This is a genomic window from Actinophytocola sp. (assembly GCF_050699915.1).
In the GTDB taxonomy this organism is placed as follows: Bacteria; Actinomycetota; Actinomycetes; order Mycobacteriales; family Pseudonocardiaceae; genus Actinophytocola.
This window is the reverse complement of sequence record NZ_JBOHGA010000023.1, coordinates 17,298-31,482: the sequence shown is the minus strand read 5'-3', so window position 1 is coordinate 31,482 and position 14,185 is coordinate 17,298. Positions and strand designations below refer to the sequence as shown.

Annotated in this window: 19 protein-coding genes; 8 read left to right on the top strand and 11 right to left on the bottom strand. The window is 71.0% G+C overall.

Annotation, left to right across the window (positions count from 1 at the left end; genetic code table 11):
- Nucleotides 1-51: 51 nt before the first annotated feature.
- Together ACRDSK_RS06855 and ACRDSK_RS06850 are read right to left on the bottom strand one after the other, a co-directional pair.
- The gene (locus ACRDSK_RS06855) at nucleotides 52-1,074 is read right to left on the bottom strand and encodes a LacI family DNA-binding transcriptional regulator (protein WP_431439094.1); all 1,023 of its coding nucleotides are present in this window, start codon (nucleotides 1,072-1,074) and stop codon (nucleotides 52-54) included.
- 10 nt (nucleotides 1,075-1,084) lie between these two features.
- Entirely contained in the window at nucleotides 1,085-1,669 is a 585-nt protein-coding gene (locus ACRDSK_RS06850; RefSeq protein WP_431439093.1) for a GNAT family N-acetyltransferase, read from the bottom strand.
- A gap of 31 nt (nucleotides 1,670-1,700) precedes the next feature.
- Between ACRDSK_RS06850 and ACRDSK_RS06845 the strand changes: the two genes are divergently transcribed.
- The 4 genes from ACRDSK_RS06845 (at nucleotide 1,701) to ACRDSK_RS06830 (ending at nucleotide 4,444) form a co-directional block, all read left to right on the top strand.
- Entirely contained in the window at nucleotides 1,701-2,084 is a 384-nt protein-coding gene (locus tag ACRDSK_RS06845) for a nuclear transport factor 2 family protein (protein WP_431439092.1), read from the top strand.
- 226 nt (nucleotides 2,085-2,310) lie between these two features.
- On the top strand, nucleotides 2,311-3,120 hold the full coding sequence (locus ACRDSK_RS06840; RefSeq protein WP_431439091.1) for a class I SAM-dependent methyltransferase: 810 nt from the start codon (nucleotides 2,311-2,313) through the stop codon (nucleotides 3,118-3,120).
- A 77-nt stretch (nucleotides 3,121-3,197) separates the two neighbouring features.
- On the top strand, nucleotides 3,198-3,488 hold the full coding sequence (locus ACRDSK_RS06835) for a hypothetical protein (protein ID WP_431439090.1): 291 nt from the start codon (nucleotides 3,198-3,200) through the stop codon (nucleotides 3,486-3,488).
- 74 nt (nucleotides 3,489-3,562) lie between these two features.
- The gene (locus ACRDSK_RS06830) at nucleotides 3,563-4,444 is read left to right on the top strand and encodes a Ku protein (protein WP_431439089.1); all 882 of its coding nucleotides are present in this window, start codon (nucleotides 3,563-3,565) and stop codon (nucleotides 4,442-4,444) included.
- Between the two features lie 110 nt (nucleotides 4,445-4,554).
- Here ACRDSK_RS06830 and ACRDSK_RS06825 read toward each other — a convergent pair whose 3' ends face one another.
- Complete coding sequence (locus ACRDSK_RS06825; protein ID WP_431439088.1) at nucleotides 4,555-5,661, bottom strand: erythromycin esterase family protein; 1,107 nt, start codon at nucleotides 5,659-5,661, stop codon at nucleotides 4,555-4,557.
- An 81-nt stretch (nucleotides 5,662-5,742) separates the two neighbouring features.
- On the opposite strand from ACRDSK_RS06825, the gene ACRDSK_RS06820 reads away from it, so the two are divergent.
- Nucleotides 5,743-6,453: a TioE family transcriptional regulator gene (locus ACRDSK_RS06820; RefSeq protein ID WP_431439087.1), complete on the top strand. Its 711-nt coding sequence runs from the start codon at nucleotides 5,743-5,745 to the stop codon at nucleotides 6,451-6,453.
- Here ACRDSK_RS06820 and ACRDSK_RS06815 read toward each other — a convergent pair.
- Nucleotides 6,450-7,259, bottom strand: a complete 810-nt coding sequence (locus ACRDSK_RS06815; protein ID WP_431439086.1) for a SigB/SigF/SigG family RNA polymerase sigma factor — start codon at nucleotides 7,257-7,259, stop codon at nucleotides 6,450-6,452. The genes ACRDSK_RS06820 and ACRDSK_RS06815 overlap by 4 nt on opposite strands.
- Nucleotides 7,256-7,669 carry an ATP-binding protein gene (locus ACRDSK_RS06810; protein WP_431439085.1) on the bottom strand — a complete coding sequence of 138 codons (414 nt, stop codon included), beginning with the start codon at nucleotides 7,667-7,669 and terminating at the stop codon, nucleotides 7,256-7,258. The genes ACRDSK_RS06815 and ACRDSK_RS06810 overlap by 4 nt, the downstream gene beginning before the upstream one ends.
- Nucleotides 7,670-7,710: 41 nt before the next feature.
- Here ACRDSK_RS06810 and ACRDSK_RS06805 point away from each other — a divergent pair, with 41 nt between their 5' ends.
- A complete protein-coding gene (locus tag ACRDSK_RS06805; protein WP_431439084.1) occupies nucleotides 7,711-8,118 on the top strand; it encodes an iron-sulfur cluster biosynthesis protein in 408 nt (135 codons plus the stop codon).
- A gap of 62 nt (nucleotides 8,119-8,180) precedes the next feature.
- Here ACRDSK_RS06805 and ACRDSK_RS06800 read toward each other — a convergent pair whose 3' ends face one another.
- Together ACRDSK_RS06800 and ACRDSK_RS06795 are read right to left on the bottom strand one after the other, a co-directional pair.
- Nucleotides 8,181-8,510, bottom strand: coding sequence for a plasmid stabilization protein (locus ACRDSK_RS06800; protein ID WP_431439083.1), 330 nt, complete (start codon nucleotides 8,508-8,510; stop codon nucleotides 8,181-8,183).
- A gap of 57 nt (nucleotides 8,511-8,567) precedes the next feature.
- Nucleotides 8,568-9,941 (bottom strand): dicarboxylate/amino acid:cation symporter, encoded by a 1,374-nt coding sequence (locus tag ACRDSK_RS06795; protein WP_431439082.1) that lies wholly within the window; start codon nucleotides 9,939-9,941, stop codon nucleotides 8,568-8,570.
- A gap of 192 nt (nucleotides 9,942-10,133) precedes the next feature.
- On the opposite strand from ACRDSK_RS06795, the gene ACRDSK_RS06790 reads away from it, so the two are divergent.
- Nucleotides 10,134-11,003, top strand: coding sequence for an NAD(P)H-binding protein (locus ACRDSK_RS06790; protein WP_431439081.1), 870 nt, complete (start codon nucleotides 10,134-10,136; stop codon nucleotides 11,001-11,003).
- Here the strand turns inward: ACRDSK_RS06790 and ACRDSK_RS06785 are convergent.
- Nucleotides 11,000-11,734 (bottom strand): peptidylprolyl isomerase, encoded by a 735-nt coding sequence (locus ACRDSK_RS06785; RefSeq protein WP_431439113.1) that lies wholly within the window; start codon nucleotides 11,732-11,734, stop codon nucleotides 11,000-11,002. The genes ACRDSK_RS06790 and ACRDSK_RS06785 overlap by 4 nt on opposite strands.
- 93 nt (nucleotides 11,735-11,827) lie before the next feature.
- Between ACRDSK_RS06785 and ACRDSK_RS06780 the strand changes: the two genes are divergently transcribed.
- The gene (locus tag ACRDSK_RS06780; RefSeq protein WP_431439080.1) at nucleotides 11,828-12,292 is read left to right on the top strand and encodes a pyridoxamine 5'-phosphate oxidase family protein; all 465 of its coding nucleotides are present in this window, start codon (nucleotides 11,828-11,830) and stop codon (nucleotides 12,290-12,292) included.
- Between the two features lie 56 nt (nucleotides 12,293-12,348).
- Here ACRDSK_RS06780 and ACRDSK_RS06775 read toward each other — a convergent pair whose 3' ends face one another.
- The 3 genes from ACRDSK_RS06775 to ACRDSK_RS06765 form a co-directional block, all read right to left on the bottom strand.
- Entirely contained in the window at nucleotides 12,349-12,552 is a 204-nt protein-coding gene (locus ACRDSK_RS06775) for an antitoxin (protein ID WP_431439079.1), read from the bottom strand.
- A 66-nt stretch (nucleotides 12,553-12,618) separates the two neighbouring features.
- A complete protein-coding gene (locus tag ACRDSK_RS06770) occupies nucleotides 12,619-13,416 on the bottom strand; it encodes a class I SAM-dependent methyltransferase (RefSeq protein ID WP_431439078.1) in 798 nt (265 codons plus the stop codon).
- A 33-nt stretch (nucleotides 13,417-13,449) separates the two neighbouring features.
- Nucleotides 13,450-14,157 carry an SDR family NAD(P)-dependent oxidoreductase gene (locus ACRDSK_RS06765; protein WP_431439077.1) on the bottom strand — a complete coding sequence of 236 codons (708 nt, stop codon included), beginning with the start codon at nucleotides 14,155-14,157 and terminating at the stop codon, nucleotides 13,450-13,452.
- Nucleotides 14,158-14,185: the final 28 nt, after the last annotated feature.

The window sequence follows — 14,185 nt, the reverse complement described above, 5'->3', positions numbered from 1 at the left end:
ACGCGAGAACGCCCCGGCGGCAGCCGCCGGGGCGTTCTCGCGGTCGGGCCGTCAGGTCAGGCTGTGCCGCCGAGTCGGGGCCGGGGCGGCGGAGGCGCGGACCACCAGCTCCGGCTCGAAGAGCAGCTCCTCCATCGAGACCTCGTTGCCGGCGATCTGGTGGACGAGCAGCTCCACCGCCGCCCGGCCCATCGCCTCGATCGGCTGGCGCACCGTGGTCAGCGGCGGATCGGTGCAGGTCATGAGCGCCGAGTCGTCGTAGCCGATGACCGAGACGTCCTCGGGCGTGCGCAGGCCCATGCGGCGGACCGCGCGCACCACGCCGAGCGCGAGCGGGTCGCTCGCGCAGATCAGGCCGGTCACGCCGTTCTGCACGAGCCGCGTGCCGACGGCCTGGCCGCCCTCGACGGAGAACATCGTGTGGCCGACGTTGTGCTCGTCGACGGGCAGCTCGATGCGCTCGGCGCACGCGCGGAACGCCGTCAGCTTGCGCTGGGACGGAATGTGGTCGCGCGGCCCGAGCACGATGCCGATCCGCGTGTGGCCGAGCGCGACGAGGTGGCCGAACGCCTGCTCGACGGCGACCGCGTCGTCGCAGGACACCACCGGGTACTCGAGGTCGATCGAGGCGTTGACCAGCACGACCGGGAGCTTGCGCCGGACGAGCTCGTAGTGGTGCTCGTGTGGCGCGTCGGCCTCCGCGTGGCTGCCGCCGGCGAACACGACGCCGGAGACCTGCTGGGCGAGCAGCAGCTCGACGTAGTCCGGCTCGGAGACGCCGCCGGTGCACGTGCAGAGCACCGGGGTGAAGCCCTGCTGGGCCAGCGCGCTGCCGACCACGTCGGCGAGCGCGGGGAAGATCGGGTTCTGCAGCTCGGGCAGCACCAGGCCGACGAGCCGGGCGCGCTCGCCGCGCAGCTGTGTCGGGCGTTCGTAGCCGAGCACGTCCAGGGCGGTGAGCACGGCCTGGCGGGTCGCCTCGGAGACGCCGGGCTTGCCGTTGAGCACCCGGCTCACGGTCGCCTCGCTGACCCCGACCTTCTGAGCTACCTCGGACAGCCTTCGTTGCGCCATGGCCGCAACTCTACGACTGTTCGTGCAAGTTCTTGCGCTGACTTGCGGTCAACCACTCCGCGTGGTCGAGCACGTACCGCACCTCGCCGTGCTCGGAGCCCTCGATCGGCGCGAACGGCGGGAAGTAGGTGTATTCGTAGCGCATGCCGACCTTCTCCATGACCCGCCGCGACTGGCCGTTGACCGCCATGGTCTCGGCGAAGATCCGCCGCAGGCCGCGGTCGGTGAACCCGTAGTCGATCAGTGCGCGCGAGCCCTCGACGGCGTATCCCTTGCCCCAGGCCGGTTTCCGCAGCCGGTAGCCGAGCTCGGCCTCGTCCTTCGAGCCGTCGAACTCGGGCAGCAGCATGCACCAGCCGATGAACTCGCCGTCGGCCTTGGTGTGCGTGGCGAACGCCCCGAAGCCCGGGTAGCGGGTGTAGTCGCGGATCATGGCGGGCAGCACGGCGGTCTCGACGCGGATGCGCGGGGTGGTCCTGCCGCCGGTGAGGTGGCGCATGACCTCGGGGTCGCTGTCGAGCTCGACGAGGAGCTCGGGATCGCTTCTGGTGAACCGGCGTAGCACGAGGCGGTCGGTCTCCATGAAGATGTCCATGCCCGGATCTTGGCAGTGCGGGGAGAGTGCTGTGGACCGAATTTCCGAGGACCCGGACGTGCGGCTGGTGCTGGACTCCTACGCGGCGTTCGCCCGCGGCGACATCGAGGCGGCCGTCGCCCCGCTGCACCCGGACGTCGAGTGGCTCGAGCCGGCGGAGTTCCCGCGGGGCGGCCTGCACCGCGGCCCGGCGGCCGTGGCGGAGTACCTGCGCGCCTCCCGCGCGGCGTGGTCGCGCCTGGAGTCGTCCCCGACGGCGTATCGCAGCGGCGCGGACATCGTCGTGCTGCACCACGTGGCGGGCGAGCTGACCGACGGCACCCCGCACTCGGCGACGGTGGTGGACGTCTTCAGCGTGGTCGACGGCGTCGTCGTTCGCATGCACGCGTATGCCGACCCCGCAGAGGTTCCCTGACCGACCCCCGCATCGAACACTCGAGCCCATGGCATGGGGACCTGCGGCGCCTGAGGTACCAACGGAACGGCCACCGACGCGGACGAGGAGCGGATGCGGGCCCTGTACCAGGAGCTGGTGAACACGGCGCGGAAGGACCTCGGCATCGAGGACTTCCAACTACACCGCGAGGCTGTGCGCTGACGGTGGTACCGCACCGGCGACCGTCGGGCTATGTTCGAAGGTCGTGACTGGGAGCCCTGCCTACGTCCTGTCTCGCACCTCCGAGGAGTACCGGCGGCTGCGGCTGCAGGCCGGTATCTGGGAGGCGGCCACCCTGCGACTGCTCGACCAGGTCGACGTCGGCGCTGGTCAGCGCTGCCTCGACGTCGGCTGCGGGCCCGGTGAGGTGATGCGCCTGCTCGCCGAGCGGGTCGGCCCCACCGGGGCGATCACCGGGGTCGACATCGACGGGGCGATCGGGCGGGAGGCGCTCGAGGTCCTGCGCGCCACGGTCGACACGCCGGTCGAGTTCGTCGAGGGGAACGTGCACGAGCTCGACCTGCCCGAGTTCGATGTCGTCTACGTGCGGCTCGTGCTCATGCACCTGGCTGACCCCGTGTCGCTGCTGCGCCGGCTGTGGGAGTGGGTCGCGCCCGGCGGCGTGCTCGTCGTGCAGGACTACGACACCGCCGGCATGGACACCTGGCCCCGGCTGCCCCTCTGGGACGAGTTCGGCCGGGTCATGGACGGTGTCTTCGAGCAGTCCGGCGGCGACCCGCGCTGCGGGCTGCACCTGCCGCAGCACTTCGTCGACGCCGGCATCGGCTCGCCGGACGGTACCGACGTCGGCGGCATGCTCGCGCCCATCGCGGACACCGGCGGCTTCTGCCAGCGGTCGTACTCCAGCGCACTGCCCGCCGCGCTCCGGCTCGGCATCACCACCAAGCGCAAGGCCGACCGCTTCCTCGCCGAGGTCACCAAGGCCGAGGCAGACCGCGCCAACTACGTCCGGCTGCCGTCGATGGTCGGTGTGTACAAGCGCAAGGCCGAATGAGCCGGTGTGTCGCCCTATGGTTCGGGTTCGGCGGGTGGCAGCATGATCCCGTCCCCGAGCCGGAGGGCGGTGCCGAGGTGGCGGATCGCGAGCTGGTACTCCCGGCCACGGTGCTGACCTCGCACCTCGAGTCCTGTGCCGCCGAGCTCGCCGCCGACTCCTCGCCGCCGGATGACCTGGCCGAGGTCGTCGGTCGGCTCGTGTCCGGCCAGCGGCACATCGCCGCCGCCCTCGACCGGCTCGCCGGCCAGCTCGACGCCGCGCCGGTGGCCGACCGGGCCGCGCTGGCCGAGATTCTGCGGGCCGCCGCGCGGGCTTCCGGGCACGCCGCGGACGCCCTCGCCGAGGGTGAACGTATGTTCGAATAATGCACCCGTTTGGCGCTGTGACCTGGCCTCCGTCGGCGATAGCCTGCATGTGTCGTCGAGCGGGGGAGGACCGCATGCGCAGCGTCTGGAACGGCACGATCAGGATCGGCGCGGCCGCGATCCCGGTGCGGGCCTACGGCGCCACCGAGGAACACGCCACGGGTCTGCACCAGGTGCACGTGATCGACGGGGGCCGGGTGCGACATCGAAAGGTCTGCGAGGTCGACGGCAAGACCGTGGACGGCGACGAGATGGCGCGCGGCTACGTCATGCCGGGCGGCGAGACCGTCGTGCTCACCGACGAGGACTTCGCGAAGCTGCCGCTGCCGACCTCGCGGGCGATCGACGTGCAGGCGTTCGCGCCGCTGGAGGAGATCGACCCGATCTACTTCGCGCGCAGCTACCACCTGGAGCCGGAGCCGGCGGGGACGAAGTCGTACGTGCTGTTCACCGAGGCGCTGCAGCGGTCCGGCCGCGTGGCGGTCGTGAAGGTCGCGTTGCGCGGGCGGGAGTCGCTGGGCGTGCTGCGGATCCGGCAGCAGGTGATCGTTCTCGAGACGATGCTGTGGCCGGACGAGATCCGCACGCCGGACTTCCCGTTCCAGCACCAGGACGTGACGATCTCGCCGTCGGAGCTGCGCGAGGCGACGCAGCTGATCGACGCCCTGAGCGAGAAGTTCACGCCGAGCCGCTACAAGGACCACTACCGCGAGGCGCTGCAGGCGTTGGTGCAGGCCAAGATCGAGGGCAACGAGCTGGTCCAGCCGGCGACCGTGGCGCAACAGCTCGGTGCGGCGGACCTGCTGACCGCCCTGCGCGCCAACCTGGTGGACAAGCAGAGCCGCGACTCGGGTGGCCCGGTCGCATCGGCCCTCGCCGCGGAGGAACGCGCGGCGGAGGAGAGCGCGGCGGCTCGGGAAGCGGCGGAACGCGCCCACACGCCGACGACTCCGTGACGCGGCGGGCGGAGGCGCGCCGTCCGCGCGCCTCCGGCCCCGCTTTCCAGTCCAGACAGAGGGGCTGACGGTTCCGGGCAGTCACGGGGTTCTGTCCACAGCCTCCGTGGCTAGCCGTTGGCGTGGAGGACTCCCTCCGCTGCGTCGAGAAGTTCTTGGTCTAGTGGGAAGTAGCCGTGGAACGGGTTGGTGCGTGTTCGTGTGGCGGTGACCTCGACAGCCCTCGTCAGGCCCCAGTTGGGGAACCGGCCTTGCAGGACGCCTTCGTAGGAGTCCGGTTCTGGCTCCGGGATCTGGTGGATCTCGCTTCGGCCGAGGCTGCCGGCGACGAAGACGTAGTCGTCCGCGAGAGAGCCGACGATGGCGCCCGCGCCGTACCAGTCCTGAGGGCCGGTCGACTTGTGTCGCAGGTGGACGTTGTGTGCGAACACCAGAGTCGGGCCTCGTCGTGCTTCGATTTCGCGGATCTCGAACAGGTTCTGGGCCATGAGCACGTCCCGGGAGGCGAGCAGGCGGCTGATCCGTGCGCTCCGATCGAGGGGTTCCGCCGCCTGGTTGTGGTAGCGGAGTAGCCCGATTCCGGCGGTGAGGTGCGTCCGGGCCCTGAGCCACCGGGCACGTGACGTCGCCGCGATCAGCTCCGGCGCCCGGGCGTAGAGCGCGGCGACCAGGTCGTCGGCGATCACGCGCAGCCGCTCGGCCTCGGGCGTGGCGCCGGGGGACTGGGCCGGGTCCAGGATCGCTTCCGTGCGGCTCCATCGTTCGTCGTCGCCGGTGATGCTCGCGATGTCGATTTCGATGTCGCCGTCCAGCTGTAGGTAGTCGCGGACGTGTTCGAGGTAGCCGCGCGGGCTGGGCGCGTTGGTGTTCTCGGTCGGCGCGTCGCAGCCGTGGAACGCCAGCCTCTCCGACGGCGGACGGGTCTCGTTGTACTCACGCATCCAGCTGACGAGCTGCCGGTTGGGTTCCAGCGCGCTGAGGTCGTGGGTGAAGCCTTCGTTCATCGCCGCGTCGAGGTTTCCGGTGCCCTGCTGGACGAAGTCGTTCACGACGAGCGCTGCCACGCGGTCGGTCTCCAGGGCGATCGACCGGAACCCGTGGTCGACCAGCTGGGCGAACAGCTCGTTGCGGAGTCGCGAGAACACCGGCTCGCGGTGTGTCGGCTCGCCGAGTCCCAGCAGCGCGCATGACGGGGTGAGGAAGTCTCGGATGTCCATGAGCCTCAAGCGTATCGTTGAAAACTCGATTGAGACTTTTGTCAGCGTTGACCGGGAAATGATGGGTAAAGTCTCAAACCGGTGACAACCCTCCGGTCGGCCGACCTCGCACGCGAGCACGGTATCTCGCCTCAGGCGGTGCGCAACTACGAGCGGGACGGCTTTCTCCCGCCCGCCGAGCGCACGCGCAGCGGCTACCGGATCTACACCGAGACGCACGCGGCGGCGTTGCGTGCCTACCTCGCGCTCGTCGCGGCCTACGGGTACTCGGCCGCCGGCCGGATCATGACGGCTCTGCACCGGGACGCGCTCGCCGACGCGCTGACGGCCATCGATCGCGGCCACGGCCAGGTGCTCCGCGACCGCGTAACGCTTGACCTGGTGCGGAAAGCGGTGAACCACCTGACCGCCGAGGCACCCGCGGACCGCGCGAGCGACCTCCGGACCATCGGCGAGCTCGCGCGCCACCTCGGCGTCACCGCGGCGACGTTGCGCAACTGGGAGAGCGCCGGCATCGTCGTCCCCACCCGGGATCCGGCCACCGGGTACCGCGTCTACCGCGCGAGCGACATCCGCGACGCCGAACTGGCCCACCTGCTCCGGCGCGGCGGATATCCGCTCGAGCACATCGCCACCGTCGTCGAGCAGATCCGGACGGCGGGCGGCACCGACGCACTGAACCACGCCCTGGACGACTGGCAGCACAAGCTCACCGCGCAAGGACTGGCGATGCTCACCGCGGCGACCCGGCTGAGCCGCTACCTCGACACCTGGTCAGGGAGGCCGTGCTAGTCCTCGTCCTCGCCCAGCATGCCCTCTCTCAGTTGTTCCAGCGTTCGTGCCAGGAGGCGCGACACGTGCATCTGCGAGATGCCGATTCGGTCCGCGATCTGCGTCTGCGTCATGTGCCGGAAGAACCGCAACGTCAAAATGGTCCGCTCCCGCTCCGGCAGGCGCTCGATCAACGGCCGCAGTGACTCGTAGTCCTCCACGCCGGTCAGCGCCGTGTCCGTCTCGCCAAGGGTTTCGCCCAGGGAGTCCGAGTCCGAGTCCGGGGAGAGGGCCTCGTCGAGGGACATCGAGTGGTAGGCGTTGCCCGCCTCGAGGCCCTCGTACACCTGCTCCTGGCTCAGGTCCAGGTGCTTGGCGAGCTCGGACGGCGTCGGGGCGCGGCCGAGCCGTTGCGACAGCTCCGCGCTGGCCGCGTTGATCGCCAGGTTCAGCTCCTTGAGCCGCCGCGGCACGTGCATCGACCAGCTGGCGTCGCGGAAATGCCGGCGCACCTCGCCCATCACGGTCGGCACCGCGAACGACAGGAAGTCCGTGCCGCGATCCGGCTGGAAGCGGTCGACGGCGTTGATCAGACCCAGCGTCGCGACCTGCACCAGGTCCTCGCGCGGCACCCCGCGGTTGGAGAAGCGCGCCGCGATGTGCTCGGCCAGCGGCAGGTGACCCGTCACCAGCTTGTTGCGCAGGTCCGCCCGAGCCGGGGCGGCCTCGTCGAGCGCCGCCATCTCCTCGAAGAGCGGCGCCAGATGTTCGTAGCCGGTGTCCGGGTTCTCCCGGCCCTTCGCCTGCGAACTCTGTGTCTTCGTCACGCCGTACCGTCCGCTCGGCGCTTCGCCAGTTCGATGTGGACCAGGTGCTGCCCGCCGTTCCGCTCCACCCAGCAGTTCGTGTTGTCGGCGAGCGTGGTCAGCACCCGCCAGCCGAACGAGTCGCTGCTGGGCTTCGCGTCGCTGGTGGAGCGGACGCTCACCACGAAGCGGATCTCGTCCTTGCTCACCGCGAACGCGCAGCGCAACGTGGCGTCCGGCGCGGCGCGGGTGATGAGGGTCGAGCAGGCCTCGTCGACGGCCAGCTTCAGGTCGGCGATCGCGTCCAGGTCGAAGTCAGCGCGCATGGCGATGCTCGACGTCAGCGACCGGATGATGGGCAGGTTGGTGAGCTCGGCGCCCAGGCGCAGCTCGATCTCGTCGGGGTTTCCGTCCCCATCTCCCACGCTCATGCTGCTCCTCTACCCAGGATCTCGACTTCGAAAACGTCCCCGTGACCGGCGACATTACCGTGACGCGCGCCACCGGCGTCCGGGGTTGCCCGGCAAGCGCCCGGCGCGGCCCCTACCGTGGAAGCCGCACGCCGTCGAAGGAAGGAGCCAACATGTTGGCGGTTACGGAAGCGGCAGCCGAGGCGATCACGGCGCTGGCCGCACAGGGTGGAGTCGAAGACCAGGGAGGGCTGCGGTTCGCGATGCGAACCGAGTCGGACTCGGAGGCAGCACTGGCGCTCACCGTGGCGGCCGCGCCGTCCGAGGGCGACCAGGTGGTCAAGGCGGAGACCGGGGCGAACGTGTTCCTGGAGGAGCAGGCGGCCGACTATCTGGCCGACAAGGTGCTCGACGTGCAGCAGGACGACGAGGGACAACTGAACTTCGCGGTGCTCGAACGAGCGTCCTGATGCCGAACACGCGAACGCCGGTGCCGACCAGCGGCACCGGCGTTCGTGTGTCCTGAGTGGACTCAGTGGCCCAAGGCCTTCTGCAGCTCCTTCTTCGTCATCTGCGACCGGCCGCGAATGTTCTTCTTGCGGGCCTCGTTGTAGAGCTGGTCGCGGGTCGGGCCGTTCGGCCCCATCCGGTTCCCGGACCGCTTCCCACCCCGGTGCTGCGGCGACACGTCGTTGGTCGACGTCTTGCTCGCCGTCCGCGACTCACCGGACTGGGCCCGGTTCTTGTTCACGGTCCGCGACGCGATCTCCTTGGCCCGACGGGTGCTCGCGCCACGGTCCTCGGCACTGTCCTTGATGTGTTCGTACTGACGTTCGCGCTTGTTGCTCCACGCCTGCGGCATCGCACACTCCCTTCGTAGGCTCTAACCAGGGGGTACCCCGCCGCGCTGGAACCATGCTCACGCGTTCGCCGGGACCTTGTCCTCCTTGTCCTCCCGCACGGGCTCGTCGTCGGCCCGGTCGTCGTCGAGCAGCGGCACGTCGGCCGAGGACCGCAGCGCCTCGTCGTCGAGGATGCCGGCGCCGCGGGCGACCAGGATCGGCACGGCGATCTGGCCGGCGACGTTGGTGGCGGTGCGCATCATGTCCAGGATCGGGTTGATGGCGAACACGATCGCGACACCCGTGGCGATGACCTCGGCCGGCAGGTTCACCGCGGCCAGCGTCAGCGTCAGCATCGTGAACCAGCCGGTGGTGCCCGCGGTCGCGAGCGAGCCGAACACGGCCACCAGCACGATCAGCAGGTAGTCGCCGAAGCCCAGCGAGAGGCCGAACATGTTGGCGATGAAGATGGTCGTGATGCTCGGGAACAGCGCGGCGCAACCGTCCATCTTGGTCGTCGTGCCCAGCGGCACGGCGAAGCTCGCGTAGCCGCGCGGCACGCCGAGGTTCACCGCGGCCTGGCGGGACAGCGGCAGCGTCGCGCCCGAGGACTGCGACACGAACGCGAACTGCAGCGCGGTCCAGGACTTGCGGTAGAACGCCAGTGGGTTGATCTTGCCGACGAAGCGCAGCAGGAGCGGGTAGACGCCGAACAGCACCAGCGCGCAACCCAGGTAGACCGCGATGATCAGCGAGAGCAGCGGCGTGAAGAACTCGTTGCCGTAGGTGGCGAACGCGTTGCCCAGCAGGCCGAGCACGCCGAGCGGGGCGAGCCAGATGATCCAGCCGAGCACCTTCTGGATGATGTCGAACGCGGCCCGGTTGAAGTTCACGAACGGTTCGGCGCGCTCGCCGAGCACGTAGGCGGCGCCGCCGACGAGCAGCGCGATGAACACGACCTGGAGCACCTGTGCCTCGGCGAACGCGGTGAACACGTTGGTGGGCACGATCGACTGGATGAACGCCCACCAGTCGCCCTCCGTGCGCCCGGCGATGTCGGCCACCGCGTCTTCGGACGGCTGCACCGAGACGCCGGCGCCGAGGTTGCCGAGCCCGCCGATGGCGAGGCCGATGAGCACCGCGATCAGCGAAGTGATCCCGAACCACATGAGCGTCCTGCCGCCGAGCTGCGCGGCCGTACGCGGGCCGCCGAGCCGGCGCAGGCTGGTGATGCCGACGACGATCGCGGTGAACACCAGCGGGATGACGGTGAACTGCACGAGGCTGACGAAGATCTCGCCGATCCGGGCCAGCGTGGTGGCGAGCCAGGAGACCTCGGCCTGCTTGGCGATGAAGCCTAGTAACGCGCCGAGCACCAGCCCGGCGAGCACGGCGAGGCCGAAGACGGTGTTGCGGCGGGATCGTGGCCGCCGCGTTTCGGTGGTGGACATGGCAAACTCCCCGGCGCTTCAGTGACGGGGCGGCCCGATCAGGCCCCCAACCGCCATCCAACCGGATGCTGCGTGAATATCTTCCGCCGAGCGAGTGAATCCGGTCGACTTCCCACAATGTGGACGCAGGCTGCTGACCTGGGGATCTGCTGCGTTGACCTCGGGTTAGCTGGAGGTTCTAGCGTTGCTGGCATGACTTCGCGGACTGTCGTGGTGACCGGGGCGACCGGCAACGTGGGTAGTGAGCTGGTACGGCTGCTGGCCGGCCGGGCCGATCTCGACGTGCGGGCGGTGACCCGAGACCCCGCCGGGGCGGACCTGCCGGACGGCGTCGCGGCCGTCCGGGCCGACCTGCTCGACCCGCGCGACGCGTCCGCGCACGACGCCGCGTTCGCCGGCGCCGACGCGGTGTTCCTGGTCTGGCCGACCGCCTCGCCGGAGGGTGCCGAACTCGTGGTCGACGCGATCGCCCGGCACGCGCGCCGGGTCGTGTTCCTCTCCGCGCTGGGCGTGCCGGAGTCCGACCCCGACGGCGAGCCGCCGGCCGGCCTGTTCCACGCGACGCTGGAGTGGCTGATCCGCCGGACTGGTCCGGAGTGGACATTCCTGCGCGCGGGCGGCTTCGCGACCAACACGCTGGGCTGGGCCGAGGAGATCCGGGCCAGCGGGACCGTGCACTGGGTGTACGGCGGGGCATCGCGGTCGCTGATCCACGAGGCGGACATCGCCGCGGTCGCCGCGCGGGCGCTCACCGAGGACGGTCACGCCGGCGCGAGCTACGAGCTCACCGGCCCGTCGGTGGTGACGCAGGTCGAGCAGGTGCGGCTGATCGGCGAGGCGGTCGGCCGGGACGTGCGGTGGGTGGAGCTGTCCGAACAGGACGCCCGGGTCCGGCTGCGGGACCAGGGCTGGACGCCGGAGTTCATCGAGGGTGGGCTCGCACACTGGGCGCGGATCGTCGACGAGCCCGAGCCGGTGACCGACACCGTCGAGAAGCTCACCGGTGCGCCCGCGCGCTCGTTCGCCCAGTGGGCCAACGAGCACGCGGACGCGTTCCGCTAATGGTGCTTGACCTTCACCTTGATCAGGTCGGCGGGGATGGCCGGGGCGCCGTCGACCGGGGCCGGGTCCTCCGGGGTCGGCGCGACACCGCCCGCCGCCACCCGGTCCAGGGTGCGCAGCCCGCGGTCGCCGATGGTGCCGAAGATCGTGTAGTTCGGCCGCAGGTAGGCGGCGCCGTAGACGAGGAAGAACTGGCTGCCGTTGGTGTCCGGGCCCGCGTTGGCCATGGCGACCGTGCCGCGCGGGTAGACCTTGCGCTCTCCGCTGGGGTCGTTCGGCGCCGGCTCAAGGCCGACCGGCAGTTCGTCCTTGTACCGGTAGCCCGGCCCACCCTCGCCGGTGCCGCTCGGGTCGCCGCACTGCAGCACCTCGAGCGTCGGGTACGTGGTCAGCCGGTGGCACGTCGTGCGGTCGTAGAAGTCGTGCCGCGCGAGGTGGACGAAGCTCTGCACCGTGCAGGGCGCGAGCGCGCGGTCGAGCTTCAGGGGCAGCTGGCCCTGACTGGACTTGATGTCGACGCGCACCTTGCCACGGTCGGGCGTGTGCTGTGGATCGCGCGGCAGGGGCACCGGCCGCGCGGCCGGCTCGTCGGGCGTCTCGGTGTAGCTGCAGGGGCCGTCGGTGGTGTCGTCGGGCCGGTCCGCGGCGGCGCTCGTGGCGCTCGCGGACAGCACGGCCGACGCGAGCGCCGCGACTAACGCGGCGGTGGCGACCTTCCGGATCACAGGGATCTCCTCTCCCGGCGGGACTCTCCCGGTTGGGGGCGAGGCAGTCTAGGGCTGTTCGTGGCCCAGACACCAGACGTTGTCCTAGGCTGACCGGCCATGACGAACGACGACATCGCGCGCGGCGTCCTCGACGCCGTCTCCTACGTCGTGCTCGCCACAGCCGACGCGGACGGGGTGCCGTGGGCGTCTCCGGTGTGGTTCGCGCACGACGAGTACCGCGAGCTCTACTGGGTTTCCGCGCCCGACGCGCGGCACTCGCAGAACATCGACGCGCGGCCGCGGATCAGCCTGGTCGTCTTCGACTCGACCGTCGCGCCGAACACCGGGCAGGCCGTCTACATGACCGCGACCGCGTCGCAGGTGCGCGACCCGGCCGCGATCGACCGCGGGTTGGCCGTGTTCTCGCGCGCGTCGGTGCGGGCCGGCATGGACCCGTGGGACGCCGACCGGGTCAGCGGCGACGCGCGGTTGCGGCTGTACCGGGCGACGGTGCTCGAGCACTCGATCCTCGACCCGGACGCCGCCATCGACGTGCGCGTGAACGTCAGCCCGAACTCCTAGTAGGGGCACAGCGAGGACCCCGCCCGGACGTTCCGAGCGGGGTCCCTCGAGCCGACTCAGCGGTGCCCGGGCTTGGTGGCGTTGCGCACCTTGTGCACGGCAGTGTCGATCTTGCCGTGGTACTTGCCCTTGGTGCGCTTGTCGATGAACTCGCCGGCCTTCGTGGCCGCCCGGTTCACCTTGTCCGGGTTCTTGCGCACGTACGCACGCGCCGCCGCGGCGGTCCCGGCCAGCGCGGTGAGCTTCTTCAGCATAGGCATGGGCCCGTCCTTCCGTCATGTCCTCTAACGAGTACCCACCTTCGCGAGTTCCTAACGGCCGGCTGCTCAGCGCGCCGTGACGAGCCACGCGGCCGAGCCGAGCAGGACGCCCTCGGGAGTCTGCCGGGCGGCGTAGGCCTCGCGCAGCGCCTCGGTCGCCCGCCGCGCGGCGTCCGGGCCGGCGGCGGCCAGCCACTCGCCGACCGTCGGGTCGCCGAGCTCGAACTCGACGGCGTCGTCGGCGTCCCGGCCGAGCAGGAGAGGCTCGCGTAGGTCGGTCAGCTCGACGTCCCGGAAGCCCGCGCCGCCCAGGAGTTCGCGGACGTGCGCCGGGTCGGCCAGCGACAGGGCACCGCCGCTGGTGCGCGGGGGTGGGACGTCGACGTGCGGGCTCAGCGCGGTGCGCAGGACGTGCCGGTTCTCGTTGAGCTCGAGCCGCTGCCAGCACAGGAACGCGAGCCGCCGCCCGGCCCGTCGCAGGTTCGCGAACGCTGCGGGCGGGTCGTCGAAGAACATGACGCCGAGCTGGCTCATGACGAGGTCGGCGGGCTCGAACCGCGTGCGCTGCGCGTCTGTCCGGACGTAGCGGACGTTGGTGAGGCCGGCCTCCTCGGTGCGCTGCCGCGCCCGCGCGAGCATGGCCTCGGACAGGTCCACACCGAGCACCTCGGCCGCGGCTAGCCCGGCGAGCCGGGTCGTGTTGCCGCACCCGCAGCCCACGTCGAGCACGCGCTCCCCGTCCCGCGGCGACGCGGCGGCGAGCAGATGCCGGGTGAGCCGTCCGAGCACGGCGTCGTACCGGAGGTCGTGCGCGGCCCAGTGCGCGCCGTCGCCGCCGGCCCAGTCGTTGGGTCGCACCGCCATGAGCCTCCAGGAAAGTCGTCGGACCAGCATGCCTCAACGGGACAGGACCACGACCCGGCCCGCGGAGGTGTCGTCCTCGATCAGCGCCACGACCTCGTCGCAGAGGCGGGCCAGCGGGATCGGCTGCGCCACGGCCGCCCGCTCGGTCGCCGGCAGGGCGGCGAGCTCGGCGAGCGCGCGCTCGGTGCCGAGCCAGTCGGGCGCCACGCAGGTGACCCGCACGCCGGCCAGCCCGGCGAGGCAGGTGGTCGCGCGGATCAGCCCGGCCTTCGCCGCGCCGTACTCGGGACTGGCGTACGGCCTGATGCCGGCCCCGGCCGTCGAGCCGATGTTGACCACCACGCCGCCCGCCGCGCGTAAGTGCTGCAGCGCCAACTGGATCGCGAGCAGGGGAGCGCGCAGGTTCAGGTCGAGCGTGCGCGTCCACAAGTCGGCCGAGGCGTCCGGGAAGTGCGGCGGGAGGTGGCCGCCCCCGCCGGCGTTGTTGACGAGCACCGAGAGCCCGCCGAACGTGCCGACCGCGACGTCGACCACCCGTGCGACGTCGGCGTCGCGGGTGAGGTCGGCGGGGACGAACACCGCCCGGCCGGCCGCGGCGCGCAGCAGTTCGGTGGTGCCGGGCGTCTCGGCCAGGTCGGTCAGCGCGACGCGTGCGCCCGCGGCGAGGAGGCGTTCGGCGATCGCCAGGCCGCTGCCGACCCCGGAACCCGTCACCACCGCGGTCGAGTCGGGGAGATCCATGTCTTCACCATGGCACCGGGCACCGACA

Excerpts from the sequence above, each read along its gene's own strand:
- ACRDSK_RS06780 (WP_431439080.1), top strand. The coding sequence starts at position 11,828 with ATGACGAACGACGACATCGCGCGCGGCGTCCTCGACGCCGTCTCCTAC.
- ACRDSK_RS06800 (WP_431439083.1), bottom strand. The coding sequence starts at position 8,510 with ATGCCGCAGGCGTGGAGCAACAAGCGCGAACGTCAGTACGAACACATC.
- ACRDSK_RS06790 (WP_431439081.1), top strand. The coding sequence starts at position 10,134 with ATGACTTCGCGGACTGTCGTGGTGACCGGGGCGACCGGCAACGTGGGT.
- ACRDSK_RS06810 (WP_431439085.1), bottom strand. The coding sequence starts at position 7,669 with ATGAGCGTGGGAGATGGGGACGGAAACCCCGACGAGATCGAGCTGCGC.
- ACRDSK_RS06765 (WP_431439077.1), bottom strand. The coding sequence starts at position 14,157 with ATGGATCTCCCCGACTCGACCGCGGTGGTGACGGGTTCCGGGGTCGGC.
- ACRDSK_RS06795 (WP_431439082.1), bottom strand. The coding sequence starts at position 9,941 with ATGTCCACCACCGAAACGCGGCGGCCACGATCCCGCCGCAACACCGTC.
- ACRDSK_RS06855 (WP_431439094.1), bottom strand. The coding sequence starts at position 1,074 with ATGGCGCAACGAAGGCTGTCCGAGGTAGCTCAGAAGGTCGGGGTCAGC.
- ACRDSK_RS06770 (WP_431439078.1), bottom strand. The coding sequence starts at position 13,416 with ATGGCGGTGCGACCCAACGACTGGGCCGGCGGCGACGGCGCGCACTGG.
- ACRDSK_RS06825 (WP_431439088.1), bottom strand. The coding sequence starts at position 5,661 with ATGGACATCCGAGACTTCCTCACCCCGTCATGCGCGCTGCTGGGACTC.
- ACRDSK_RS06830 (WP_431439089.1), top strand. The coding sequence starts at position 3,563 with ATGCGCAGCGTCTGGAACGGCACGATCAGGATCGGCGCGGCCGCGATC.
- ACRDSK_RS06775 (WP_431439079.1), bottom strand. The coding sequence starts at position 12,552 with ATGCCTATGCTGAAGAAGCTCACCGCGCTGGCCGGGACCGCCGCGGCG.
- ACRDSK_RS06850 (WP_431439093.1), bottom strand. The coding sequence starts at position 1,669 with ATGGACATCTTCATGGAGACCGACCGCCTCGTGCTACGCCGGTTCACC.